Genomic DNA, 25267 nt, shown 5'->3' on the forward strand with positions numbered 1-25267 from the left:
CGCGGCGGTTCGGTGACATCTCGCGGACGTTGTCGGCGACCTTCGGTAATGTAGTCGTCACGCAGAGTTAAAACGTCCTGAAGGGTGACGGCATGTGCCGACTGTTCGGTATGAGCACGGGAGGTCCGCGGGTGCGGGCGTCCCACTGGCTGCTGGACGCGCCGCGGAGTCTTCGCGCCCAGAGCCACCGAATGCGGCACGGGGCCGGGCTCGGCTGGTTCTCGCTGGGCGGCGAGCCCGTCCGCGACCGCGCGCCCCTGGCCGCCTTCGAGAACGCGGACTTCGACATGCACGCCCGCAACATCCCGTCACACACGTTCGTGGCGCACGTGCGGGACGCGTCGGTGGGCGGGCTGACCGTGCGCAACTGCCACCCGTTCGTGATGGACGACCGGCTGTTCGCACACAACGGGGTCGTCAAGGGCCTCGGTATGCTCGCGCGCTGGCTGACGGAGGTCGAGCGTGCCCGCATCGCCGGTGAGACCGACTCCGAACTGGTGTTCGCCTACGTGACCGCGGAGATCCGCCGCCATCGCGACACGACGGCGGGGCTGGTCGAAGCGGTCCAACGCATCGGTGCGGAGCTTCCCGTCTTCTCCCTCAACCTCCTCATCGCCGAATCCGGCCGGCTGTGGGCGCTGCGGTACCCGGAGAGTAACGAGCTCTGGGTCCTTTCGCCGGACGAAGGCGGTGTGACGAGCCTGCCGGGCGGGGCGGCGACCGGTGACGACTCAACGTCTCCGGTCGCCGGTGGCACCTCGACCTCACCGGTCGCCGGTGGCGCCTCGACGTCACCGGTCGCCGGTGGCGCTTCCACGTCACCGGTCGCCGGTGGTGCCTTGACGTCACCGGCCGCTGATGGTGCGTCGATGTCGCCGGTTGCTAGGGGTGCCTCGGCCTCACCGGTTGCCGGGGGTGCCGCGGCCTCACAGGGTGCCGGTGGCGTCTCGACGGTCGGGGGTGGTGGTTCGGTGCCGGCGGTCGTCGTTGCCAGTGAGCCCATGGACGACCGTCCGGGCTGGAGGCTCCTCGCGCCGGGTGAGCTTCTCGTCGTCGAAGGGCTGGCGGAGACGTCGCATTTCCCGTTCGCGCCGCTGAGCCATCCGGTCCGCCGATCGGAGCTCTCCCTGCGCGAGGCCGCGTCGCAGCAGGTCGGGCCGTCCACCGGAACCGCGGCCAAGGAGGCCGTGGGCGCCGCCTGCCGCCCGCCCGGAGACACTGGCGCGGTGGCCGCCTGCCAGCCGGACGAGATGGCCGATTCCGGACCGATGCCCCATTGAGGACGCCCCGTCGCGCCCTGCCGCGCACGTCGCGCCATGCCAGGCGGTCCGCCCGTGCGGGCGGACCGCTCGGCGGCGTCCGGCGGCCGGGCTTGCGGGCCCCCGGGCGGCGCTAGGGTTCTCGAATGGACGGTCGGCCGGTGCGCGGCCTGTCGGCCGACTGACTGGTGCGCCCCGTCAGGAGACCGGCTCGCGCGAGTGCCGGACGTCCACCCCGTCGCAGGTCACGGGACGCGCGGAGCAGCGTCGCTCCGGGCTGTACGCAGCGCCGCGACACGCCGTTCACCACGAAAAAGACCAGCTTCGGCCGAATTCGCGGTGATTCGCGCGGCATCGACGGTGTAATCAGGGGAATGTGTACGTTGGGGAGATCAACACTGCTGTGAGCTGCGGGGACGGGCCCCGCCGCCCAGCATTGCGAACAGGAGGTCCTCGTGGCCCGAACACTGTCGAGAGGCACCCGTGTCACCGGTGCCGAGAGAACGCGGCTGGCCGCGGAACTGGCCCCGCGCTACGCGTCGGGTGAGAGCATCCGCGACCTGGCCGCCGAGACCGGCCGTTCCTACGGGTTCATCTACAACGTCCTGAAGGAGGCGGGCGTGCCGCTGCGCGGCCGCGGCGGCAACACACGGCGCAAGAGGACCTGACCCGCTCCCGAGATCCAGGAAGGAAGGAACGGCGAATGACCGGATGTCCCCCTCGCCCCCCGGGGGGACGCCGCGCGCTAGGAACGGCGGGACGCCCCGGTGACCTCGTGGCGCCCGTTCAGGCTGGCGAGGTCCGCGGCGGCGCGCCCGGCCACCCAGCCTTCGTGGTTGGACACCGAACCTGCCCGTCCCTTGGCCAGGTTCGGGAACATCGAGGCGACGGCCCGTTCCACGGCCCGGTCGCGCGCGGCCAGCACGGGAAGCAGATCCTTCCCGCCGCCGACGTCCGCGGCCGCCCGGTCCGCCGCCTCCCGGAGTCGCTCCCCGACGCGGCCGGCGTAGGCGTTCAGAAAGGCGTGCCTGAACGACCGCGTCCGTGAGCGTCCCCGCGCATCGCGCCTGGGACCCGCGTGCACCATGGCGGACGTCGCCTGAACCAGAAGCGATGTGAACAGCATCTCCACCGCCGCCAGGTCGGCCGGGAAACCCAGGACCGTGGCGAACCCCAGCTCCCGATGCCACACCGCCTTGCAGCCGTTGGCGTCGGACACCACCGTCAGCAACACCACCTTGGGCGCGTCGTAGGGATTGTCGACGGCTATGCGCCGACCGGACGTCCCGTCCGTGTCTCCCGTCTCCGCGGCGAGCAAAGCACGGTCGATGCTGTGCCGCGCCATGAGCTGCTGTGCACGCGCGCTGAGCGCCTCCGCCTCCTCTGGGAACTCGGTCGACTCCGCCTTGGCGAGCAGGGCCCTGACCTTGCCCAGCATCCGCTGGTCGACTTCGCTCAATCGTTCACGCCAGGCCCGCGCTGAACTGAACGACGTTGAGGCGTCCTCGCCTTGGGCAAAGGTGCCCGGACGCGGGCCCAGCCCAGGAAGGCGCGGCAAGAACTCCAGCAGGTGGACGATTTCGACCGCCCAAACGACATAGGCCCTGGGGGCGGCCTCTTCACGCTCACGCCAAGCGGACGGGTGCGCGTCGTCGTCCTCCCACCAGACCTCGGCTCCGAGGGCGGCGAGCTGCTCCCGCCAGCGATGGTCCACGGACGCGCTGGAATAGGCGCGCATCTCACCGGCGATGGCATCCGTGACCAGACGCCCGTGCCGGGGACTCAGCCGCCTGGACGCATACCTCACCACGTCGGCCGGTTCCCATCCCCGTTCCCATGCGGCGGTGACGCCCTCCCGCAGCCGTGCGGACAGGCAGCGGTCGACGGCGAGCGTCCAACCGGGACCACCGGACCTTCCGGACAGGTCCGCAACGAGCCGCCGGAACGCGGCGGCGTCCCCGCGCGAGAGCGACCGCACGGCCTCGGTCGTGAGCCGTCCCGCCTCCCGCACCGTCACTCCTCCCGCACCGGCACTCCCGCCGTCCGCCGTCAGCCATGACGCATCCTGCCACTGGTGACGAGGGCCGCCCCCATCCGGAGGGCGGGTTCGCCATGCGCGGAACCTCCGGCCGGACGGCGGTCCGCATGCGAAAGCCCCCGGCCGGTCAGGCCAGGGGCTGCGCGAACGGGGGGCTAGTCGTCGTCCTCGCCGCGCATCTCTTCGACCACCACGCTCTGGTACGCGCGGGACGTGTCGGGGACGTAGCTGAGCCGTGCGAGCGCCTTGCCGCGATGGTCCCTGATCTCGAAGTGGTAGCCCTCACGGGCCTCGCCCACGTGCGCCACCGCCTGGTCGTGCCGCAGCCGACACATCGTGTCGACCTTCTCCAGCGCCACCTTCAGGCTCCCCGCGTCGCTGATGAGCCTGGCCGGCTCACTCGTCTCCCAGATCTCGAACATTGATCGTGTCCTGTCGGCGGTCGGTCGGTCAGTAGGAACAGGCGGGGCATTCCAGACGTCGGAGACAGCTTGAACCCAATTGGTGGATCTTTCAATCAGTCCAGATCTCGGATGGATCACTATTCGAAGTTGTCCACGCTCGTAGCGTCATGTGTGCATGTGGTGAGCTTTGGACCCTTCCATCCGACATGTCGGGCTGAGTAGGATCCATCGCTTCCGACGAGGATCCGCGCTCGTCCCGGTCGCGTCAACCACCGGTGACCTCCGTCATGCGCGGTCAGCCCTCGTCGACGACCGAGACCACCGTCTCCTTGGCGTCCGGTTCGAGGAACCGCAGCAGCGCCTCCCCCTCGGCCGTGAGCGCCTCGACGGCGTCGCGGGGGAGCGGCTCGAAGGGGCGTAGCCGCAGCGTCGCGACCTTGCGCTTGTACTCGGTCTCCCATATCCCGTGGGCGAAGCCGTCCCAGAGGAACACGGCCCGGACGCGCAGGTTCTTCGTCGTCAAGGACGGACGGTGCTCGTCGGCGATGACGCGCCTGCGGTCCGCGTGCGCCAGGACGAGGCTGTCGAACTCGGGCAGGAAACGAGCGGGCGCCGGGGTGGCCTCATCCGGCCGTGGCGCGTCGGGCAGGTCGAACAGCTCCCGGCCCCTGTCGTCGGCGAAGACCTGGAGGCCCGGACGGAGCCGGTCCAGTGCCTCGCCCGTCCCGGGCAGCCCGGACCATGTCTGGGCGTCGGCGGCGGACGCCGGCCCGTAGGCCGCCAGGTAGCGGAGCATGAGGTCGTCCATCGCGGCGTCGGCCGCCGGAGGCGCGCCCAGCCAGGTGTCGGCCAGAGTGAACTGCGCTGTGCGCGGGAAGCCCCACCTGTCGTCGGTGGGGACCATCACTAGGGGCACGCAGAGGCGGACGGCGTATCCGAGCGCCCGGTCGTTGACGTCCGGGAACTGCTCCTGCAGCAGGGCACGCACCTCGTTGAACGTGCGAGGACCCTCCTGTAGGAGGGAGCGTGCCGCTGGGACCACCACATCCAGGTCCAGGCCCTTGGCACGGTCGCCCAGGACGCGTAGGGCGCCGTCCAACATCGGCTGCATCGCGGTACGGAACGCGGTGTAGTCGGCGTCCGTCATGAGGTGCAGCGTGGCCCGCATCATCGTCGCGCGGACCAGCGACCGGTCGTGCAGGGCCGCGTGCAGGTCGGACGTCGTGAAGCCGTCGAGCCGCGTCCAGAGACCCACGAACGGGGGCTTGGGCTCCTGCGCCTGCATCCCGCACAGCCGTCCCACGGCCTCGGCGACCGGGACGGCCTCCCGCGCGAGGAGAAGCTGCCGGGCCAGCGTCGCGCGGTTCAGCGCACGGGTGCTCAGCGTCTCTGTCACGGGGTCCAGCATGCCGGACGAGCTAGAGCGCCGCGTCCAGCGTCAGGGGGGTGGTTGCGGCGGTAGCGCCGCGCCGACGGCGGTGGGGGCGCCGCAGCCCTCGCTGGGGCCGGTTGCGGTGAGTCTATGCAGGTCAAGGCGTTTTGGACACCGGTTGGACGCGTCCCGAAGTGGTTCGGAACGATCGATGGCCACCCGGGTTACGGGACGAAATCGTGAAAATGCACGTGCATCAGCCCTTGCACCTGCACGCCATTCCTAGCAGGATGAGGCCCGGCCCCCGCACGTGAACTCCCGCGGAGATCGCGATGAACGCACACTTGAGTGACAGCGACCGACAGGCGCTGAGGCTTGCCCAGGATCTCCGTGAGGAGATGCGCGCGGCGCTGCCACAGCTACCAGCAGCCCCGTCGGTCTCCCCGTTCGTCGACCAGGCGGGAAGGCCCAGCGTCCTGTTGCGCATGGACGCCGACACCGCGCACGCGCTCATGGCCCTGCTGGCCGAGCGCCGCATGGAGCGGGGAGCCGCGCCCGCCGCGGAGCCGTTCCGGGTCGAGGGGACGCACGTGCCGCCGACCGGGACGTCGAACCCGCCGCCCCCCACGGCCCAGGCCGTCCCGGCCGCGCAGGGCCCCGTGGTGACCGCCGTGTCGCCGTTCGGGCAGCCCACCTACGCCGAACCCGGTTACGCCGAACCCGGCTATGTCGAGTCGGCCTACCCCGACCCCGCGTACGCCGAGCCCGGGTACACGCAGTCGCCGTACGCGGAGGCGCCGTTCGTCCAGCCGCAGCAGGGCGGCCAGATGTTCCCCGGCGGGACGGGCCCGACGCCGCTCCTGCCGTCCGTCTACCCGACGCGCTGAACAACCGGCCCACCCCCCGGCGCCTCGGTCCTTCGCCTCGCCTCGGTCCGGCCCTCCGGGCTCGGCCCAGCCTTCCGGCTTCGGCCCGGGCCGTCTGGTCTCGGCCGGGCCGTCTGATCTCGCTCTCGGCCCTCCGGCTTCGGTCCGGCCTTCCGGCTTCGGCCCGGGCCGTCTGGTCTCGGCCGGGCCGTCTGATCTCGCTCTCGGCCCTCCGGCTTCGGTTCGGCCCTCCGGCTTCGGTCCGGCCCTCCGGGCTCGGTCCGGCCCGTCTGATCTCGCTCTCGGTCGTTCGGCCTCGGCGCTCCGTACGGGGCCGCAGCCGCTCCCACGCAGACGGCCCGCGCCCCGGGATCAAGCGTCCACACGTGCCCCTCAGGGCGTAGTCGTGCGCCCAGCGGACCCGGCTTCGCCGCGCGGGAACATCCTGTGCCCGCCCCCGGTTCCTATCACCTGAGGCTTACGCAGCCTTGACCCTTCGCGGGCCTATAGCGGGCCCGCTCAGCGTTTCCGGCCCTGTTTATGCCAGGCACCTTGTGACGTGGGCCATAGCGTCCCCGGACACTTCGCGGAGCCGAGACCTGGGTCACACGAGAAACACCCTTCGTCAAGCCGACTTAAAGATCGTTTTCTTGCCGGAGACGCCCGGTGACCGGCCCGAAAGCCTTATGGGAAAGGCGCTCGGGCCAGCCCCGGAGAAAAAGATCTACCTAGTCAAAGGTAAAGAAATCCCCGGTTTGGCGAAAGTACGGTAATGCCGTATATAGTCGACGTCAGGTCAGGGTCAATGAACCGTTGACCTGGCTGAACGCAGCACCGTCGCTTCCCGCCCGCCAGGCGGGATCCACTCAGCCGAACACGGCCGCACCATGCACCGGCCGTGCACCGGGTCGAGCCAGTGAGCCCCCGGTCGGCATTCTTTCCGCTTCATCGAAGCCCGCGTGACACGCACGTCCAATGACGGCCGTGTGCCTATGCGCGCGAGCGCGGTCCGCCATGCCCGCGGATCGTTCCGGCGGAATTCCTCGCGGCGGTCGATCCCGAGTCTCGAAGTCTCGGAAGCCGTTTCCCCCTGCCCGGACACCCGGCCCCAGGCCGCCCGGTGCGGAACGGCAGCCCTGTACCCCGAACAAAGGACTTTCATGCAGCAGCGAGCGATCAACGTCATCCTCACCGGCGTCACCGGCACCGCCCTCGCGGGCATGCTCGTGGCAGGCGTCGCCGCCGCCAGCGATGACTCCGCTCCCAGCAAGAAGCAGTTCCTGACTCAGGAGGCCGTGGCCTCCCAGCAGCACAAGACCCCTGACAAGCAGGCGGTCGGCAAGTCCGATCTGGGCCTGCCGAAGAGCGGCTCGAAGGCGGACTCCAAGCGCGACTCCGCGCCGGCGGGCAAGAGCGCGAAGAAGGACCCCAAGGTCCTGCTGAGCGGCAAGACCACCGCGTCCTACTTCTGGGACGACGGCTCCGGCGTGAACGGCGACACCGGTGCCCCCGCCGGCGGGAAGCCGATGCAGAAGGGCCTGTTCGCCAGCCCGAGCTGGCCGATGCACACCAAGGTCAAGGTCAGCTACAAGGGCCGCAGCATCACCGGCTTCGTCGGCGACCGCGGTCCGGGCAAGCCGTCCCACCGGGGCGTCATGCTCGACCTCGACACCTACACCTTCCGGTACCTGCTCGACGGCAAGAAGCCCGACAGCAAGTACAACGCCGGCACCAGCGCGGGCCACATAAAGGGCGTCAAGTGGGAGGTCCTCAAGTGGGGCTCCGGCGCCGGCAAGAAGGGCGCGCCCAAGCCGTTCGGCTCATGACCTGAGGCCGCAGGCGGACGTGTTTCCCGAGGGCGGCGTGAAGCAGCCCGTGCGGAGGCTCGCGACCACCGGACGCCATCACCCAGCGTGATGACCGAGGGTGGTCACCGAGCCCGCGCCGTCCCCGGGGACGCACCGCCAGGTCTCGCCTAGACCCGGCACAGGGCTGCCGGTGCATGGAAAACGGGGATTCCCCGGTGTCACCTCACCGGGGAATCCCCATTTTCATCTCCGCGGCGCTCTCTCGGGCGATCTCCCTGGACAGCGCCAGCGCCGCCGTGCGGACGGCGGGCGCCAGCCGGTCGAGATCGAGCCGGCAGACATGCCCGGTGATCGAGATCGCGGCGATCACGCGGCGCCGATGGTCGAGGATCGGGGCCGCCACGGCGGACACCCCGGCCTCCGACTCCTCCCGGTTCACGGCGTAGCCGCGGTCGGCGGTCCGGGCCAGCTCCCGCTGGAGCAGGCCCGGCATGATGATCGTGTGCGGCGTGTACCGGACGAGCCCCGCGTCCAGGACGCGTTCCAGCCGGTCCGGCGGCCCGAGCGCGAGGAACAGCTTGCCCGTCGCCGTGCAGTACGCGGGCAGCCGCCCGCCCACCCGGGACACGATCGGCATCGAGCGGCGGCCGCTGACCTTCTCCAGGAAGAGCGTGTCCGTCCCGTCCAGGACGGCAAGGTGGATGTTCTCGTGCGTCGCCTCGTAGAGGTCCTCCAGGTAGGGGAGGGCCGCCTCGCGCAGCCCGCGCGGCCGGGGCGCGCGCTGGCCGAGCACGAACAGCCGCATGCTCAGCCGGTAGCCGGCCGGGGTCCGCTCGACGCCGCCCCACCGCACGAGCTCGCTGAGCAGCCGGTGCGCGGTCGGCTTCGGCAGCCCGGTGCGGGCGGCGAGCTCGGTCAGGTTCAGCTCGGTGTCGGCGGACCCGAACGCGTCCAGCAGGCTGAGGCCGCGGGCGAGCACCGACCTCGGCGGCTCGCCGTCTGGGTCCTGGAGGTCCATCTCTCGATGGTCGCGGTGATCGCGCCCGTCGGCAAGGGCCGGAAAGCCGAGCGCCGCGCCCCTCACCAGGCCCTACCTCTCCGTGAACCCATGGTCATCGGGGCTCGTGGCCGGTGATGGGGGCCTCGATCAGGAGGGGGGCGTCCAGGTCCTTGACGGCGGCGACCGCGTCGCGCAGCTCGTCCGCCGAGCCGGCGCGGACGGAGCGGATGCCGAACAGCCGCGCGGCGCTCTGCCAGTCGAGCGCGGGGGGAGCGAGATCCATCCCCACATACTGCCCGTGTTTGGCGGAGGCGCCGCCGCCTTCGTCGAGAGTGTCCTTCAACGTGCGGTATTCGCCGTTGTTCATGACGACGAACGCGACGGGCGTCCCGTAGCGGGAGGCGCTCCACAGGCCCTGGAGGCCGAACATGGCGCAGCCGTCGCCGAGGACGGCGACGACCGGGCGGTCGCCGCTGCCGAGCCGGGTCCCGACCGCCGCGCCGATGCCCCAGCCGAGCCCCCCGCCGACTGTGTGGACGTACGAGCCGGGACGGTCCTGGCGCAGGACCGCGCGCAGCTTCAGCCCGGCGGTGATCGCCTCCTCGACGACGATCGCGTCGTCCGGGAGCCCGGCGGCGACGGCGTGCGCGGCGGCCCGCGGGTCCATCGGGGCCGGCCCGTACGCCGCCCGCGCCGCCGACTCGGGCTCGTCCCGCAGCGCGGCGTGCCGCTCGGCGAGCCGCGCGGCGCGTTCCCGCGCGTCCGGGACGCGGCCGTCCAGCCGGTCGGCGAGCGCCCGCAGCGTCCCCGGCAGGTCGCCGGTCAGGCCCTCCCGGACGGCGAAGTTCCGGCCGATCTCCGCCGGGTCCTCGTCGAGCTGGACGATGGGCAGCCCGTCCGGCACGGCGGGCCCCGGCGTGTAGTGGTGCGCCATGAACGCGTGGCAGCCGACGATCAGCGCCGCGTCGTACCGGCCGAGGGTCTCGCGGATGGCGGCGTTGCGCGGCACCAGCATCCCCGCGTACAGCGGGTGCCCGGTGGGGAAGTCGATCCCGTCGTTCATCGGCTGGTGGTGGACGGCCGCGCCGAGCCGCTCGGCGACCGCGACGAGGTCGGCGACCGCGCCGGTGCGGCCGACCGCGTCGCCCGCGATGATCACCGGGCGCTCGGCCGCCGCGAGCAGCTCCGCCGCCGCCGTGACGTCGGCCGGGCCGGGCCCGGTCACCGGGGAGCGCGCCGGGACGGAGACGTCGGTCGCCTCGTCCAGCAGGTCCATCGGGACCGAGACGAGGACCGGTCCGGCCGGAGGCCGGGCCGCGAGGGCGAAGGCGCGCCGCAGCACGATCGGCAGGTCGTAGGCGTGCTGCACCTCGATCGCCTGCTTGGTCGCGGCCGCCGCGAGCCCCACGAGGTCGCCGGACAGCATCGGGTCCTGCATGAGGTGCCGCCGGTCCTGCTGCCCCGCGACGATCACCATCGGGGTGCGGGAGCGCAGCGCGTTCAGCATCCCGATCAGCCCGTTCGCGACGCCCGCCGCGACGTGCAGGCTGACCAGGGACGTCCGCCCGGTCGCCCGCGCGTACCCGTCGGCCATGGCCACGACGGAGCATTCCTGGAGGCCGAGCACGTACTCCAGGTCGGGGGCCTCCACCAGGGCGTCCATCAGGGGGAGCTCGGTCGTGCCGGGGTTGCCGAAGATCCGGGTCGCGCCCTCGTCCCGGGCGATCTCCAGCAGCGCCTCGATCGGCCTCATGTCCTGCCTTTCCACGCCCCGTCCGGGGCGGTTCACACGTGTTCCGGACGGCGGGCTCAGTGCTTCGCCGAGCCGCCGTCGATGTTGATCGTCTGGCCGGTGAGGAATCCGCTGCCCTCGTCGCACACGTACAGCAGCGTGGACACGAGGTCGCCCGGCTCCTCCACCTTCCGGATCACCTGCAGGTCGCGCACCCGCTCGAAGCCGCCGTCCGCGCCGGTGGTGCGGGCGGCGGTCTCGGTGCGGGTGAGGCCAGGGGAGATCGCGTTCACCGTGATCCCGTGCCCGCCGACCGCGCTCGCCAGGGCCCGCGTGAACCCGACGAGCCCCGCCTTGGACGTCGTGTACGCGACCAGGTCGGGCGGTCCGAGGAACACGACCGCGGAGACGATGTTGACGACCCGTCCCCAGCCCGCGGCCTTCATGTGCGGCAGCGCCGCCCGCGTCACGAGGAACGGCCCGTCGAGGTTGACCCGCATGATCCGGCGCCAGTCCTCCAGCGTCGTCTCCTCGAACTCCAGGGGCGGGTAGACCCCGGCGTTGTTGACGACGATGTGCAGGCCGCCGAACCGGGCCGCGGCCTCCTCGACGGCGGCGTCGACCTCGTCGGGGTCGGTCACGTCCGCGCGGACGGCGTGGAAGGACTCGCCGACCAGTTCCGCGGTGCCCGACTGGTCGGCGAGGTCGAGTCCGGCGACGAGGTGGCCGCGCCGGGCGAGGGCGATCGCGAACTCCCGCCCGAGCCCGCCCGCCGCGCCGGTGACCAGTGCGACCCGCCGCGTCGCGTTCGTGGGGGCGTCCGTGGACGGTGTCTCGCTCATGGCCTGCAGCGTGCGGCACGTCCGCCGGGCCCGACAAGGCGGCTTTTTCATTCACTGAAACAGCGTCCTTGTCGTGGCGTGGCGTCGGTCACATGCTCGGCCGCATGTCCGTTCCCGAACCGTCGGCGGCGCCGGCCTCGCAGCACGAGAAGGACCCTCCCGCGGCGCGGCGGCGGCCCCGGGGCCGCCGGTCCGTCCCCGACGAGGCGGGCGTCATCGGCGTGCTCGTCCTGCTCGTGGTCGTCGTCGGCCTGTTCAAGCCGGACTTCCTGAACACCGGGAACCTGCTGACGACCGCGCACAACTCCGTCTACGTCGGGCTGATGGCCTGCGGGATGGTGTTCGCGCTCGCCATGCGGGAGGTGGACCTGTCGGTCGGCGGGGTGTACGCGATGGGCGTCGTCGTCGGCGCCCTGCTCATCCGGGACGGCTGGAACCCCTGGTTCGCCGCGCTCGCCGTCCTCGCGCTGTCGGCGGCGGTCGGCGCGGTCAACGCCGTGATCACGACGTACCTGCGGCTGCCGTCGTTCATCGTCACGCTCGCGACGCTGATGCTGCTGCGCGGCGTCGGGCTCGCGCTCGCCGAGGGCAAGCAGATCACCGACCTGCCGCAGGACCACTCCTTCTTCACCGTGCTCGGCGGCGGTGAGACGGCCGGCGTCCCGAACGCGGTGTGGGTGTTCGCGCTCGCCGTGGTCGCGCTGACCGTCGTGTTCACCCGGACGAGGTTCGGCGCGCGGGTCCGGGCGATCGGCTCGAACCCCGAGGCCGCCGAGTTCGGCGGGCTGCCCGTCACCCGCACCCGGATCGCGGCGCTGGCGCTGTCGGCGACGATGGCGGGGCTCGCGGCCGTCCTCGCGCTCGCGTTCTTCATCGCCGGGGACCCGACCATCGGCCAGGGCTACGAGCTCACCGCCATCGCCGCCGCGATCATCGGCGGCACCCCGCTGAAGGGCGGAAGCGGCTCCGTCATCGGCGCGGCGGCGGGCACGCTCATCCTCGGCGTCGTCACCGCGGCGCTGGTGTTCTTCGAGGTCCCCATCAACTGGACGACCTTCGCGACCGGGGGCGTCATCCTCGTCGCCGTCGGCGCCGCGCCGCTGCTGCGCCGTGTCCGTGACCTGCGTTCAGCTGGGAGGAACCCATGATCACGCGTCCTCGCGGATCCGTCGCCGCGGCCGTCGCCGTGCTGCTCGCGACCGCCCTCGGCGCCGCCGCGTGCGGCGACGGCGCGGGCTCGGGCGGCAAGAGCGGGAAGCTCAAGATGGGCATCGCCGTCGCCAACTACAGCCTGAACTTCGCCCGCGAGATGTACGAGGGGGCGACGGAGGCGTCGAAGCAGGCGGGGAACATCGACTTCAAGGTCGTCGGCCCGCCGAACACCGACGGCCCGGCCGAGCAGCAGCTCTTCCAGAACCTCACCGTCACCCACCCGGACGGGATCGTGCTGGAGAACCTCGACCCGCCGATCTTCACCCGGCCGGCGGCGCAGGCCGTGCAGAAGGGCATCCCGATCGTGGCGCTCGACACCGCGCCGACGAAGGGCAGCAAGGTCGACTTCTACGTCGGCAACGACAACTACGAGCTCGGCGGGCAGCTCGCCGAGGCGACCGTGAAGAAGCTCGGCGCGGACGCCAAGGGCACCGTGGTCGTCGGCGTGCCGAACCCGGGGACGCCCGTCCTGGACAGCCGCGCCAAGGGGATCAAGGACACCTTCGCCAGGCTGGCGCCGGGCATCCGCGTCCTCGGCCCGTTCCAGACCTACAGCGACCCGGCGCAGAACTACGGCGCGTGGCAGTCGCAGGTGAACGCGAACCCGGCCGCGCTCGCGTTCCTCGGCGTCGGCGACGCCGACAGCTACAACCTCGGACGGCTCAAGGAGCAGCGCAAGGGCAAGTACCTCACGGCCGGGTTCGACGTCGACCCGAAGACCCTGGAGTACATCAAGAAGGGCACCAACTTCGCGGGCGTCGACCCCGAGCACTACCTGAAGGGGTACGTGGCCACCGCCCTCATGATCAAGGCGGTGCGGGAGAAGGACGGCAAGCTGCCGAAGGGCTGGTTCAAGACGCCGGGGCTCGTGATGGACTCGGCCAACATCGACGAGATCATCAAGCGCCAGCAGTCGGTGCAGAACGCCTTCCAGTGGTACAAGCCGCAGCTCGACAAGCTGATCGCGACCCCGGACGCCAACATCAAGCCCTTGGGCGAGGCACGGTGAAGCGGCGGAGCCGCGCCGCAGGGCGCGGAGGGCCGTCCCTCCTCGGGAGGCGCTGATGCTGGTCGCGTCGGGGCTGGTCAAGCACTACGGCGGCGTCACCGCGCTGGACGGCGTCGGCATCACCCTGGACGCGGGGGAGGTGCACGCCCTCTGCGGCGAGAACGGCGCGGGCAAGTCCACCCTCGTGAAGATCATCTCGGGGGTGGTGCGGCCGGAGGGCGGCGTCATCGAGCTGGACGGCGAGCCGGTCCGGTTCGCCGACGCGCGGCAGGCCGCGGCGCAGGGCGTCGCGATCGTGTCGCAGGAGCTGATGACCTACGACGACCTGACCGTGCTGGAGAACCTGTTCCCCTACGGGGCGCCGCTGCGCGGCGGGCTGGTCAGCAACCGGGAGATGCGGCGGCGCGCCGAGCCCGTCCTCGCGGAGCTCGGCCTCGACCCGCCGCCGCGCGCGAAGGTCGGCGAGCTGCCGCTCGCGGACCGGCAGCTCCTGGAGATCTGCCGGGCGCTGCTGCAGGAGCCACGCGTCCTGATCCTGGACGAGCCGACCTCCGCGCTGCCCCGCGACGCCGCCGCCCGGCTCGCCGCCGTCACCCGGCGGCTCGCGGAGCGGGGGCTCGCCGTCCTGTACATCTCGCACTTCCTCGAAGAGGTCATGCGGGTCGCGACGCGGATCACCGTGCTGCGGGACGGCCGGGTCGTCCTGCCGGGCGCGCCGGTCGCCGAGGTCGGGCTCGACTCCCTGGTCACCGCGATGCTCGGGCAGCCCGCCCGGCACGGCGAGCACGCGGCCGCCGCCCCGCGCCGCCCCGGCGGGGCGGCGGTCGCGCTGACCCGCGTGACCGTGCCGGGACGCCTCCGCGACGTGACCCTCACGGCGGACGGCGGGGAGATCGTCGGCCTGGCCGGGCTCCAGGGCTCCGGGCACCTCGCCGTGCTGGACGCGGTGTGCGGCCGGTCGCGTCCCTCGTCCGGGACGGTCCGGCTGCCGACCGGGCGGTCGCCGCGCTCGGCCCGGCACGCCGTCACCGAGGGCGTCGCCTACATCTCCGGCGACCGCAAGGGCCGCGGGCTGATGCTGGACAAGGCGCTGTGGGAGAACGTCACGTCCGTGAGCTGGCTCGGGCAGGGGCGGGGCGGCGCGCTGCCGCGCCGGTCCCGGCTCGTCGAGCGGTCCCGCGCGCACCTGGAGCGGCTGCGGGTGCGCGGCGACGTCCACGCGCGGGCGAGCACGCTGTCCGGCGGGAACCAGCAGAAGGCCGTGCTCGCGAAGTGGCTGGACGCGGACCCGGCGGTCCTCGCGCTGGACGACCCCACCCGCGGCGTCGACGTCGGCGCCCGCGGGGAGCTGCACGACATCGTCCGGGGCCTCGCCGCGGACGGGAAGGTGGTGCTGATCGCGTCCAGCGACCTCGCCGAGCTGGTCGAGCTGTGCCACCGCGTCGTCGTGTTCCAGCACGGGCGGATCGTCGACACGCTCGACGGGGACCGGCTCACCGAGCAGGAGCTCGGCGTCGCCATGAACGCCGGGTTCGCCGACCCGGCGCCGTAGGCCGGGCCGCCGCTCAGGCGAGCAGCGGGATGACGGGGGCGAACTCCTCCATCAGCGCGTCCGGGACCTGGTAGTAGCTGAACCCGTAGCGGTCGCGGCGGGCGGCCATCTGCTCGGCGACGTGCTCGGGCGGGCCGACGAACTGGGACGGCATGTCCAGCACGAGATCGGCGGCCGACGCCCCCCAGCCGCGCAGGACGGCGACCTTCGCCGCGGTCCGCCGCGGGTCGGGCCCGAACGTTGGCGTGACCATCATGCTCAGCTCGACGTCCCGGTCCCCGGCGGCCTCGCGGATCCAGTCGACCTTGCGGGCGATGGTGTCCGGGAGCCGCTCGGTGATCTCGTCGGAGATCGTCCCGTCGGGGCGGGCGCGGGGCAGCACGCCGACCGTGTCGGCGTGCCGTCCGGCGATGCCGAGCATGCGGCGGCTGCCCGCGCCGACGACCAGCGGCGGGCGCCGCTCCGGCACCGGGAAGACCGTCAGGCCGTCGACGCGGTAGTGGTCGCCGGCGAACGTCGTCTTGTGACCGGAGAGCAGGCTCCGCAGGACCCGCAGCGACTCCTCCAGGCGCCCGACCCGGACACCGGCCTCGTCGAACGGCATCCCAGCGGCCTCGTACTCGTCGCGCAGCCACCCCGCCCCGACGCCGAGCTCGAAACGCCCCCCGGACAGGTGGTCGAGCGTGGCGGCCTCCTTCGCCAGCACCACCGGGTGCCGGTAGTCGTTGGCGAGCACCATCGTCCCGAGCCGCAGCGTGCTCGTGGCGGACGCCGCCGACGCCAGCGCCACCATCGGCGCGAGCTGCTCGCCGAACGGCTCGGCCACGAAGTGGTCGCGCAGGACCAGGACGTCGTAGCCGAGTTCCTCCGCGCGCCGCGCCGTATCGGCCAGCCCGGCGCCGGAACGGATCGACTCGCCCACGACGCCGAAGCGGAAATTCCTGTTCATGGCGTGAGCATGCCCCGCTCGGGCGGTGTGCCGCTGGCGGGAATCCGACATCGGGTTCCGGGGACCACCGGACGCGTTTCGACCGGTGGAACGGGGCGAGTGGCTCGATCGCCGCCTGCTTGCGGCGTAAGGGCGTCACCGACTGCCCCGCTCTCACCGGTCACCTCCAGGCTGCGTCGCGCCGTCCGGATTTGCAACCCGCCCGGATACCGCGCGTCACCGTCCGGGCGGGCGGCCGACCCGCCGGGACAGGACGCGCCCCGGCCACGCGCCGACCATCAGCTCCCCGACCGGCTCGAACCCGTGGCCCCGGTAGTACTCGACGAGCCGCCCGTCGCCTCCGGCGTAGCAGTCGACGCGGACGAGGTCGATCCCCTTGGCGCGGGCCTCGTCCCCGGCCTTGCCGATCAGCGCTCCGCCGACCCCGCGCCCCGCGAACGCGCGGTCGGTGACGAGCAGCGTGATGTACAGCTCGGGCTCGTCGACCGGCTCGACGTAGTGCGGCGGGCCCGGCGCCGTGGCGAGGACCCCGGCGGGGCGTCCGTCCACCTCGGCCACCCAGACCTCGTCGTCGCGCGCGATGCCGGAGATCCGCTCGACCCGGCGGGGGTCCTCCGACCAGGGGGCGCTGCCCCACTGGCCGGTGCGGCCGTTCGCGGCGAGCCACGCCACGGCGCCGTCCAGCATCGCCAGCATCGCGGGCGCGTCGTCCGGCCCGCCCCTGCGGATTCTCATGGCGCCTCCTCCGTGCGCCCGATCCTCGCAGGTTCGCGATCACCGGTGGAAGCGCCCGGCCCGCCCAGCTCGCCGCCGGCGAAGAGGCGGGCGAGCGGCGTCCCGGACGGGTTCTCCACGCGCTCCGGCGGGCGGATCCGCTCGGCGGCCTCGGTGGGCAGCGGCCGGACGCGCTCGCGGTAGCCCCCGGCCGGGGTGCGCAGGATGAGGCCCGTCTCCAGGCCGTGGGCGAGCAGCGCGCGGTCGCGGCGCTGGAGCCCGAGGCAGATCCGGCGGGTGACGGCGAACGCCGCGACCGGGCCGAGCACGACGGCCGCGCGGAAGAACCAGGTGGTCGCGAACAGCGAGACGTGGAACCGGTCGGCGATCACGTCGTTGCCCGCCGCCGCCCACAGCACGCCGTAGAAGGCGATGCCCGCGGCGCCGAGGCCCGTCCGGGTGGCGGCGTCGCGCGGCCGGTCCAGCACGTGGTGGACGCGCCGGTCGCCCGTCGCCCGCCGCTCCAGGAACGGGTAGCCGGCCAGCAGCGTGAAGAACACGGTGATCACGAGCAGCGGGACGAGGATGCCGAGGGCCAGGGTGTGCCCGGCGACGGTGACGTCCCAGCCGGGCATGAGGCGCAGCGCGCCGTCCCCGAACGCCAGGTACCAGTCGGGCTGCGACCCGGCGCTGATCGCGCTCGGGGAGTAGGGCCCGTACTGCCAGACCGGGTTGATCTGGAGGAAGGCCGCCAGCAGCACGATCGCCCCGGCGGTGAACAGCAGGAACGCGGCGGTCTTGGCCATGAAGACGGGGTAGAACGGCTTGCCCTCGACCGCCCGCGCGGTGCTGCGCCCGCGCCGGAAGTCGGTGTGCTTCTGCACCCACGGCAGCACGATCGCGTGCAGCGGGACGAACGCGACCATCAGCGCGGGGATGAGCAGGACGTGCAGCACGTAGAGCCGGGGCACGATGTCCGTGCCGGGGAACTCGCCGCCCAGCAGGAAGAAGCCCAGATAGGTTCCGACGAGCGGGATCGCCTGGACCGCGCCGATGATGAGCCGCAGGCCCGTCCCGGACAGCAGGTCGTCCGGCAGCGAGTAGCCGGTGAACCCGTTGGCCATGGCGAGCGTGAACAGCGTGATGCCCAGCAGCCAGTTCAGCTCGCGCGGCTTGCGGAACGCTCCAGTGAAGAAGACCCGCAGCATGTGGGCGAGGATCGCGGCGACGAAGACGAGCGCCGCCCAGTGATGGACCTGCCGCATGAGCAGGCCGCCGCGCACGTCCATGCTGATGTGCAGCGTCGAGGCGTACGCCTCGCTCATCCGGACGCCGCGCAGCGGTGTGTACGACCCGTCGTACACCACTTCGGTCATGCCCGGCTTGAAGAACAGCGTCAGGAACACGCCGGACGCGAGCAGGACGAGGAACGCGTACAGCGCGATCTCGCCCAGCAGGAAGGACCAGTGGTCGGGGAACACCTTGCGCATGGCCCGGCGCGCGAATCCGGTGGTCCCGAGGCGTTCGTCGAGCGCGGTGGCCGCCTTCGCGGTCGCGGACATGGCCCATTCCCTCCGTAACGGTCGAATCGCCGGAGCAATACGACCGAACGTAGTACGACACTGCGTAGTACTACAAGAGGTAAATTCGCGCTCAGCCGCCGATGAACCCCCGCGCTCTTTCGAACAGGCCGAGGGTGATCGTGTGGAGGAGGTCGCCCGTCTCCCTGGGTGCCTTTCCCGCGTGGGCGCGGGCGTTCGTGCCCTCCAGGACGATGCCGAGCTTGAAGCAGGCCAGCACCGCGTACCAGGTGATGGACGACAGGTCGCGTCCCGCCACGGCGTCCGCGCGCTCGGCGTAGGTCGCGACCAGCTCGTCGGCCGCGGGCAGGGCGCCGCTCGCGCCGAGCGGCCCGGCGAGCGCCGCGCCCGGGCCGTCGCGGTCCGGCCAGGTGGCGAGCAGCCAGCCGAGGTCGAGCAGCGGATCGCCGATGGTGCACATCTCCCAGTCGACGATCGCGGCGACCTCCGGCCCGGCGAAGGAGTACATCAGGTTGGCCAGGTGGTAGTCGCCGTGCAGGATCCCTGGGCGCCAGTGGAGCGGGCGGCGCTCCTCCAGCCAGCGGGCGACGTCGTCCAGGCCGGGGATGTCGGGCCCGGGGTAGCCGTCCAGCGCGCGGTAGGAGTCGAGCTCCGACAGCCAGCGGCTCACCTGCCGTTCGAGGAAGCCCTCCGGCCTGCCGAAGCCGCCGAGCCCGACCGCCTCGTGGTCGACCGCGCCCAGCGCCGCCACCGCGCGGGCGGCGTTCAACCCCATCTCGCGCTGGATCGCCTCGTCGTCCGCGTGCGGTTCGGGCAAGGTCACCGTCGCGTTGAAACCGTCCACGGGGGTCATGAGGTAGAAGACCGCGCCGTTCATGACGGTCTCGTCGGGGCAGGCCGCGATGAGGCGCGGCGCGGGGACGTCGGTCCCGTCGAGCGCCGCCAGCACGCGGGCCTCGCGGCGCAGGACGTCGTTCGTCCGCGCCCGCAGGTGGACGGGCCCGCGCCGCAGCACGTACCCGCGCCCGCCCCGGCCGAACGCGATCAGCGTGTTCTGCGTGCCCCCGGCCAGTGCCCGGACGTCCTCGAACGGGCCGCCCGGCAGGCCCTGCCCGTCCATCCATCCGGCGAGGACGTCGAAGTCCACGAGGGCGCGGTCGATCTGCTCAGGCTGCACGACGCGGGGTTCCCTTTCCAGACGGGTGACTACCGGAGAGTAACAGCCGGTTCATTCCCCGGGCCGGTGGCCGACACCCGCCCTCGGCGTGCCGCGCGGTTCACATTCGTCCAAGACCGGCGGGATCCCGGGCGGCCAGACTGGGCATGCCGACCACACGACAGGGAGGACACCATGACCAGTGAGATCCGCCGGACGTTCTACCCGCTGATCAACTGCGCCGACCCCGCCAAGGCCATGGAGTGGATGGAGAAGGCGTTCGGGTTCGAGACCGTCGCGGTGCACCGGGACGACGCCGGGAAGGTCGTCCACGCCGAGATGAAGTACGACACCGGCCTGTTCATGTTCGGCAAGGGCACGCCCGGCACGTCGGCGATCTACGTCGCGGTCGACGACCCGGACGCGCACCACGACCGGGCGAAGGCGGCCGGAGCCGAGATCTTCCGCGAACTGGCCGACCAGGACTACGGCTCCCGCGACTACGCGGCCCACGACCTGGACGGCAACGAATGGTACTTCGGCACCTACCGGCCCTGAACCGGCCCTGAGCCCGGCATCCCGGCACGCGATCCGCCGTCACACGATGCGCCGTCACACGATCCGCCGTCACACGATCCGCCGTCACACGATCCGCCGTCACACGATGCGGCGGCCCGCCACGACGACCGCGGTCGGGCGCGCCAGGACGGCGGCGTCGTCGCGCGGGTCGCCCGCGTAGCAGACCAGGTTCGCCGGACGCCCGGGCCGCAGCCCGCCGGGGACGCCGAGGAACTCGGCGGCGGCCGTGCTCGCCGCGGCGAGGGCCTCCGCGGGCGGCAGCCCGAGCTCGACGAGCAGCGCCACCTCCTCCGCGATGCCGCCGACCACGTCGGTGCCGGTGAGGATCGGCACGCCCGCGGCCCGCGCGGCGCGCAGCAGGTGCGCCATCCGCTCGCGCCGCCGGAGGCGGGCCCGGCGGCCCTCCGCGTCCTCGCCGCCCGACGGGGGCGCGACGGTGGCGCAGAGGGTGGGCGTCCACGCGCCGCCCCGCTCGGCCAGGGACGCGACGTCCGCCTCGCTCATGCCGTCCCCGTGCTCGATCGAGTCGACCCCGGCGGCGATCAGCTCGCCCGCGTGGGAGGTCGTGGTGTGCGCCGCGACCCGCGCCCCCGCCCCGTGGACGGCCGCCACCAGCCGGCGCACGTCCGCCGCCGGGTAGGTGGGGACCGCGTCGCTCGCGCGCAGGACACCGCGCCCCACCGGCGGGAAGTCGCCGACCAGCTTCACCCAGCGGGCCCCGGCCGCGACCTCCGCGAGCGCCGCCTCGACGAGGTCGCCGGACGCGACGGGCGTGTACACGCCGGGGAAGTAGCGGTCTCGCGGCGCGAGGAACCGGCCGCAGGCGATCAGGCCCGCGCCGTCCTCGTCCGCCAGCAGGCGCAGGGCCACGCCGCCGGGGCCGCCGAGGTCGCGGACGACGGCGACGCCCGCCGCGCGCGCCGCCTTCAGGTTCGCGCGGGCCTGGCCCTCGGTCAGCGGGCGCGGACGGCCCCCGGGGCCGGGGCCCACGGACAGGTGGCAGTGCGCGTCGACGAGACCGGGCAGGACGAAGCGCCCCGGGAGCGGCTCGGCGCCGTCCGGGGGAGTGGGCGTCCAGCGGCCCCGCCCGTCGACGCCGCCCGTGCCGGAATCGCCGCCGGGCAGGAAGACGCCGTCGACGCGCCAGGCGGGCACCGCCGGTCAGCCCGTCAGCTCGGCGCGCCGGGCCTTGGGCAGCCCGGCCACGACCAGCTCGTAGGACTGGTCGATCAGCTCCAGCAGCTCGTCGTCGGGGACCGAGCCGTCGAGGACGACCGTGTTCCAGTGGCGCTTGTTGAGGTGGTAGCCCGGCGTGATCGCGGCGTGCCGGGCGCGCAGCTCGTCGGCGCGGTCGGGGTCGCACTTGAGGCTGACGCTCCCCGGCGCGTCGCCGAGCGAGACCAGCGCGAACATGCGCCCGGCCACCTTGAACACGGCGACCCCGTCGCCGAACGGGTAGTCCTCCGCGGAGCCCCGCTTGGCCAGGCATTCGGCGATCACCCGGTCGCGGTTCGCGTCGTCCGTCGTCACGCGGCCACTGTAATCCGCGCCGCCGACACTTCCGGAGATCAGCCCTGCGGCGTGCTGATGTTGACCATCCACGGCACGCCGAACCGGTCGACGCACATGCCGAACTCGTCGCCCCAGACCTGCTTCTCCATCGGGACGGTGACCGTCCCGCCCTCGGAGAGCCTGGCCCAGTAGCCGCGCAGCAGCTCGCCGTCGTCGCCGCTGACGCTGACCGAGCATCCGGCCATGGGCTGGTACGGCATGTCGCCGACGACGTCGCCCGCCATGATCGTGTAGCCGTCGGCGGTCTCCAGCATCGCGTGCATGACCCGGTCGGCGTCCGGCGAGTCGGCGCCGCCGACCTCGCCGACGGTGTTGACGGCCAGCTCGCCGCCGAACACGTCGGCGTAGAACTCCATCGCCTGGCGCGCGTCGCCGTCGAAGGTCAGATAGGGATTCAGCCTTGAGGACATGGGTTCCCCCGAATGAACGACCGTAGTGTGGCTGCGCTCGGGGACATACCCGGAATGTCGGGACGAATGAGTAAAGGCTCGGACGGTCAGCGCAGGCCGGCGAAGAGGTCGTCCTCGTGGTCGGGGGCCTCGACGCGGCAGAAGCGCCGGACGAACGCCTCCCGCGAGAACGCCATGTGCTGCAGCTCCTCCGGCATCTTCAGGAAGAAGATGTTCTCGCCCTGGCTGGCGTGCGCCTCCAGCGCCTTGCGCTTGGCCTCCACGTGCGCGGACACGTCCAGGACGCTCGTGACCAGCTCGTCGGGGGTGCCGAAGTCGTCCGGCGGCTCGAAGCCGATCTCCACGCCGGCCGCCTCCGCCGCCTCGAACATCCGCCGGATACCGGAGCGCGGCATGGCCGTGTAGTACAGCTTGTCGGGTATCCCGGTGCGCTCGGCGGCGGCCAGCGCGACGCGGTGCGCCTGGATGTGGTCGGGGTGCCCGTACCCGCCGTTCTCGTCATAGGTCACGACGACCTGCGGCCGGTAACGCTCCATCAGCTCGGCGAGGCGCCCGGCGGACTCGTCCAGCGGGATGTTCGCGAACGCCCGCGGGTCGTCGTTGGTGGACCAGCCGACCATGCCCGAGTCGCGGTACCCGAGCAGTTCGAGATGGGCGATGTCGAGCAGGCCCACCGACTCGCGCAGCTCGGCGAGGCGCCGCGCCGCGACCCCGGCGGCGTCGTGCCCCGGGTCGCCCGGCTTCAGCCCGCCCGAGTCGTCGCCCTGCTCGCCGTTCGTGCAGGTCACAAGGACGGTGCGAATGCCCTCGGCGGCGCTGCGGGCGAGCAGGCCGCCGGTCCCGAGGACCTCGTCGTCGGGGTGGGCGTGGACCGCCATCAGGGTTCGTTCGCTCGTCATCCGGGCTCCTCGGAGGGGCTTGCTCGTCCGGCGGTCCACCCTACGTCGCGCCGCCGACAATCGATCATGTCCGCCGGTCACGTCTGGGACGTGGACTCCGTCTCCGACAGGTCGGCCACGGTCAGCGGGTGCGCGGGCGCGTCGAACGGGTGCAGCGAGGACGCCGCCGGGCCCGCCACGACGAGCAGCTCGCCGGGGTCGAGGAGCCGCCAGCCCGGGTCGTCGTCGAGGCGCTCGCTGGCGAGGACGCAGGCGGGCGCGGGCTCCCGGTGCGCGGCGACCTGGACGGCGCCGGGCTCGCGGCCCGCGCCGAGGTGCCGGGGCGAGTCCGGCTCGCGCAGCTCGGACCGCAGCACCCACAGCTCGTGCGCGGCGGGGTAGCGCAGCGCCCAGATCCGTCCCGCCTCGGCCAGCAGGACGTTCAGCGCGAACACCGGGAGCTCCGCGGCGATCCGCCGGACGGCCGAGACCAACCCGGACGTGGTGTCGCCGCGCCGCCTGATCTCCGCCGTGACGTAGGCGAACACGAGCTCGGAGTCGGTCTGGCCCCGGACCCGCGCGCGGTCCACGTCGGTGAGCCAGGAATCGAGGACGTCGAGCCCCCGCACCACGCCGTTGTGCGCGAAAAGGCGGTCGTCCATGACGAACGGGTGCGAATTGTGGACGTCGGGCGCTCCCGTGGAGGCGTACCGGACGTGCGACACGAACGTGTGCGACGCGACCGAGCGCGCCTCGGAATTGAAATCCGCGTCCTTGTAGGCCGCCATGGGAGCGCGGTCGCGGACGGGCTCCTCGCCGAGCGAGAACCAGCCGAGGCCCGTCCCGTCGGGCATGCGGCGGCTCTGCGCGCTGAGGCTGTCGGGGGCGTCCACCAGCCAGAACGTCGCGTGGGCGCGGGGCCCGCCGGTCGTCATCCCGAACAGTCGGCACATGTCCGGACGATGCCCCGGCGGACGCCGACTATTACTCCCGCCCGCGAAAATCGGCCTTCGACGGCGGGGCCCGGATGTCGTACGGTCCGGGTATGGGGTCGCCGGTGATTCTGCTCGACGTGGACGGGGTTCTCAATCCATTTGAAAGGCCGCACCGCGGTTACAGGCGGCACAGGTGCTCGCCGAACGGCATGACGTTCAAACTCTGGCTCAACGCGGCGCACGGCCCGGCGCTGCTCGGCCTGGCCGAGTCGTCGGGCGCGGAGCTGGCGTGGGCGAGCTACTGGTGCGACAACGCCAACGTGTGGATCTCCCCGCGGATCGGGCTGCCGGAGCTGCCGTTCGTCCCGATCCCGCGGTTCCCGGGGGTCGACGAGGGGCGGACGCTCGGCGCGTGGAAGGCCCGGCACGTCGCCGCGTGGACGGAGGGCCGCCCGTTCGTCTGGTTCGAGGACGAGCCCGACGCGACCGCCCGCATCGCGGCCGAACCGGACGTGGCCGACCACCTCCTCGTGGAGATCGACCCGCTCACCGGCCTGACCGACGAGCACATCGAGGCCGCCGCCGGGTGGCTGCGCGCCCTCCAGCGGTGACGCGGAGCGCGGCCGGGGCCCGCGGCTGCGAACGCCGCGGGCCCCGCCCGGGTCAGCAGGTGGCCAGCAGCCGTTCGAGCGCCGTCTTCTCCGCGGCGTCGAGGGTCAGCGCGTAGCGGTACTTCACGTCGATCCACGACCTGGCGTACATGCAGCGGAACGAGGCCAGCGGCGGCGTCCACTGGGCCGGGTCCTTGTCGCCCTTGGCCTGGTTGACGTTGTCGGTGACCGCCCACAGCTGCGAGCTCGTCAGGTCGTTGGCGAACTGGCGGCGGCGCGCGGTCGTCCAGGTGTCGGCGCCCGACCGCCACGCCTGCGCCAGCGGGACCATGTGGTCGATGTCGAGGTCGTCGCGGTGGGTCCAGGTCGCCCCGTCGTAGGGGCTGCGCCAGGTGCCCGAGACGGCCTGGCATTCGGAGTTGACCTGGACGTTCTCGCCGTCCCGTTTCAGGACGACTTCCCGGGTGTTGCAATTGTTGCCCTGGTTGATCCAGTGCGGGAATTTCTCGCGGGTATATCCGTCCATCGACCCTTCGGCGCGGACGGTCAGGGCGGCGAGGTGCTGGGCCGCGACGCTCGCGTCCGGCGGTGGCGGCGGCGCGGCCACGAAGGCGGTTTCGGCGGCGGTTTCGGCGGCCGCGGCGGGCGCGACCAGGGCCGCGATGAACAGAGAGACGGCGGTGACGGCGATCCCCGTGCGTTTCACGGGAAGCTCCTTTTCGCTCGGGAGCATAAACGCCGTCAGTCTCGAATAAGCGGATCAAATTGAAGATCATGATCAGGTCATGGGTCAGGTCGCATTCGTCCAAGACACCTCCTCGGGCCCGC

Annotated in this window: 25 protein-coding genes; 9 read left to right on the forward strand and 16 right to left on the reverse strand. The window is 72.5% G+C overall.

The window, feature by feature from the left end; genetic code table 11:
* The first annotated feature begins 92 nt into the window (after positions 1-92).
* The gene (locus tag ACH01S_RS45990; protein WP_255220200.1) at positions 93-1280 is read left to right on the forward strand and encodes a class II glutamine amidotransferase; all 1188 of its coding nucleotides are present in this window, start codon (positions 93-95) and stop codon (positions 1278-1280) included.
* Between the two features lie 434 nt (positions 1281-1714).
* Positions 1715-1927: a helix-turn-helix domain-containing protein gene (locus tag ACH01S_RS16150; protein WP_067891851.1), complete on the forward strand. Its 213-nt coding sequence runs from the start codon at positions 1715-1717 to the stop codon at positions 1925-1927.
* 77 nt (positions 1928-2004) lie between these two features.
* On the opposite strand, the gene ACH01S_RS16155 is transcribed toward ACH01S_RS16150, so the two are convergent.
* From ACH01S_RS16155 to ACH01S_RS16165, 3 genes are all read right to left on the reverse strand, one after another.
* Complete coding sequence (locus ACH01S_RS16155; protein ID WP_148344801.1) at positions 2005-2997, reverse strand: DUF2786 domain-containing protein; 993 nt, start codon at positions 2995-2997, stop codon at positions 2005-2007.
* Positions 2998-3452: 455 nt separating this feature from the next.
* Positions 3453-3719, reverse strand: coding sequence for a hypothetical protein (locus tag ACH01S_RS16160; RefSeq protein ID WP_067891856.1), 267 nt, complete (start codon positions 3717-3719; stop codon positions 3453-3455).
* Positions 3720-3996: 277 nt separating this feature from the next.
* On the reverse strand, positions 3997-5097 hold the full coding sequence (locus ACH01S_RS16165) for a winged helix DNA-binding domain-containing protein (RefSeq protein WP_246237214.1): 1101 nt from the start codon (positions 5095-5097) through the stop codon (positions 3997-3999).
* A 461-nt stretch (positions 5098-5558) separates the two neighbouring features.
* Here ACH01S_RS16165 and ACH01S_RS16170 point away from each other — a divergent pair, with 461 nt between their 5' ends.
* Positions 5559-5960, forward strand: a complete 402-nt coding sequence (locus tag ACH01S_RS16170; RefSeq protein ID WP_067891863.1) for a hypothetical protein — start codon at positions 5559-5561, stop codon at positions 5958-5960.
* Positions 5961-7099: 1139 nt separating this feature from the next.
* The gene (locus ACH01S_RS16175) at positions 7100-7765 is read left to right on the forward strand and encodes an RlpA-like double-psi beta-barrel domain-containing protein (RefSeq protein WP_067891866.1); all 666 of its coding nucleotides are present in this window, start codon (positions 7100-7102) and stop codon (positions 7763-7765) included.
* Positions 7766-7970: 205 nt separating this feature from the next.
* Here ACH01S_RS16175 and ACH01S_RS16180 read toward each other — a convergent pair whose 3' ends face one another.
* From ACH01S_RS16180 to ACH01S_RS16190, 3 genes are all read right to left on the reverse strand, one after another.
* Complete coding sequence (locus ACH01S_RS16180; protein ID WP_067891868.1) at positions 7971-8765, reverse strand: IclR family transcriptional regulator; 795 nt, start codon at positions 8763-8765, stop codon at positions 7971-7973.
* A gap of 94 nt (positions 8766-8859) precedes the next feature.
* Complete coding sequence (locus ACH01S_RS16185) at positions 8860-10500, reverse strand: thiamine pyrophosphate-binding protein (protein WP_067891869.1); 1641 nt, start codon at positions 10498-10500, stop codon at positions 8860-8862.
* A 56-nt stretch (positions 10501-10556) separates the two neighbouring features.
* Positions 10557-11321, reverse strand: coding sequence for an SDR family NAD(P)-dependent oxidoreductase (locus ACH01S_RS16190; protein ID WP_067891870.1), 765 nt, complete (start codon positions 11319-11321; stop codon positions 10557-10559).
* Positions 11322-11425: 104 nt separating this feature from the next.
* Between ACH01S_RS16190 and ACH01S_RS16195 the strand changes: the two genes are divergently transcribed.
* The 3 genes from ACH01S_RS16195 to ACH01S_RS16205 are packed head-to-tail and all read left to right on the forward strand — an operon-like array spanning position 11426 to position 15094.
* Positions 11426-12469 carry an ABC transporter permease gene (locus ACH01S_RS16195; protein ID WP_067892000.1) on the forward strand — a complete coding sequence of 348 codons (1044 nt, stop codon included), beginning with the start codon at positions 11426-11428 and terminating at the stop codon, positions 12467-12469.
* Positions 12466-13542, forward strand: coding sequence for a sugar ABC transporter substrate-binding protein (locus tag ACH01S_RS16200; RefSeq protein WP_067891871.1), 1077 nt, complete (start codon positions 12466-12468; stop codon positions 13540-13542). Before ACH01S_RS16195 ends, ACH01S_RS16200 begins: the two co-directional genes overlap by 4 nt.
* Before the next feature lie 55 nt (positions 13543-13597).
* On the forward strand, positions 13598-15094 hold the full coding sequence (locus ACH01S_RS16205) for a sugar ABC transporter ATP-binding protein (RefSeq protein ID WP_067891874.1): 1497 nt from the start codon (positions 13598-13600) through the stop codon (positions 15092-15094).
* Positions 15095-15107: 13 nt separating this feature from the next.
* Here ACH01S_RS16205 and ACH01S_RS16210 read toward each other — a convergent pair whose 3' ends face one another.
* From ACH01S_RS16210 to ACH01S_RS16225, 4 genes are all read right to left on the reverse strand, one after another.
* On the reverse strand, positions 15108-16043 hold the full coding sequence (locus ACH01S_RS16210; RefSeq protein WP_067891877.1) for a TIGR03621 family F420-dependent LLM class oxidoreductase: 936 nt from the start codon (positions 16041-16043) through the stop codon (positions 15108-15110).
* Between the two features lie 216 nt (positions 16044-16259).
* The gene (locus tag ACH01S_RS16215) at positions 16260-16778 is read right to left on the reverse strand and encodes a GNAT family N-acetyltransferase (RefSeq protein ID WP_067891878.1); all 519 of its coding nucleotides are present in this window, start codon (positions 16776-16778) and stop codon (positions 16260-16262) included.
* Positions 16775-18319, reverse strand: a complete 1545-nt coding sequence (qcrB, locus tag ACH01S_RS16220; RefSeq protein WP_067891879.1) for a cytochrome bc1 complex cytochrome b subunit — start codon at positions 18317-18319, stop codon at positions 16775-16777. The genes ACH01S_RS16215 and qcrB overlap by 4 nt, the downstream gene beginning before the upstream one ends.
* A 91-nt stretch (positions 18320-18410) precedes the next feature.
* Positions 18411-19475 (reverse strand): phosphotransferase family protein, encoded by a 1065-nt coding sequence (locus ACH01S_RS16225; RefSeq protein ID WP_306303246.1) that lies wholly within the window; start codon positions 19473-19475, stop codon positions 18411-18413.
* Between the two features lie 174 nt (positions 19476-19649).
* Here ACH01S_RS16225 and ACH01S_RS16230 point away from each other — a divergent pair, with 174 nt between their 5' ends.
* Entirely contained in the window at positions 19650-20012 is a 363-nt protein-coding gene (locus ACH01S_RS16230) for a VOC family protein (RefSeq protein WP_067891881.1), read from the forward strand.
* 99 nt (positions 20013-20111) lie between these two features.
* On the opposite strand, the gene ACH01S_RS16235 is transcribed toward ACH01S_RS16230, so the two are convergent.
* The 5 genes from ACH01S_RS16235 to ACH01S_RS16255 form a co-directional block, all read right to left on the reverse strand.
* Entirely contained in the window at positions 20112-21188 is a 1077-nt protein-coding gene (locus ACH01S_RS16235) for an amidohydrolase family protein (protein WP_067891883.1), read from the reverse strand.
* Between the two features lie 6 nt (positions 21189-21194).
* The gene (locus ACH01S_RS16240; protein WP_067891888.1) at positions 21195-21563 is read right to left on the reverse strand and encodes an MmcQ/YjbR family DNA-binding protein; all 369 of its coding nucleotides are present in this window, start codon (positions 21561-21563) and stop codon (positions 21195-21197) included.
* Between the two features lie 38 nt (positions 21564-21601).
* Entirely contained in the window at positions 21602-22015 is a 414-nt protein-coding gene (locus tag ACH01S_RS16245) for a VOC family protein (protein WP_067891891.1), read from the reverse strand.
* An 86-nt stretch (positions 22016-22101) separates the two neighbouring features.
* Positions 22102-22914, reverse strand: coding sequence for a PIG-L family deacetylase (locus ACH01S_RS16250; RefSeq protein ID WP_067891893.1), 813 nt, complete (start codon positions 22912-22914; stop codon positions 22102-22104).
* Between the two features lie 77 nt (positions 22915-22991).
* Positions 22992-23846, reverse strand: coding sequence for a class II glutamine amidotransferase (locus tag ACH01S_RS16255; RefSeq protein WP_067891898.1), 855 nt, complete (start codon positions 23844-23846; stop codon positions 22992-22994).
* Between the two features lie 92 nt (positions 23847-23938).
* Between ACH01S_RS16255 and ACH01S_RS16260 the strand changes: the two genes are divergently transcribed.
* Positions 23939-24439, forward strand: a complete 501-nt coding sequence (locus ACH01S_RS16260; RefSeq protein WP_067891900.1) for an HAD domain-containing protein — start codon at positions 23939-23941, stop codon at positions 24437-24439.
* Positions 24440-24491: 52 nt separating this feature from the next.
* Here ACH01S_RS16260 and ACH01S_RS16265 read toward each other — a convergent pair whose 3' ends face one another.
* Positions 24492-25145, reverse strand: coding sequence for a GmrSD restriction endonuclease domain-containing protein (locus ACH01S_RS16265; protein WP_246237213.1), 654 nt, complete (start codon positions 25143-25145; stop codon positions 24492-24494).
* Positions 25146-25267 lie beyond the last annotated feature (122 nt).

Origin of the sequence: Actinomadura chibensis NBRC 106107, from assembly GCF_001552135.1 — a bacterium.
In the GTDB taxonomy this organism is placed as follows: Bacteria; Actinomycetota; Actinomycetes; order Streptosporangiales; family Streptosporangiaceae; genus Spirillospora; species Spirillospora chibensis.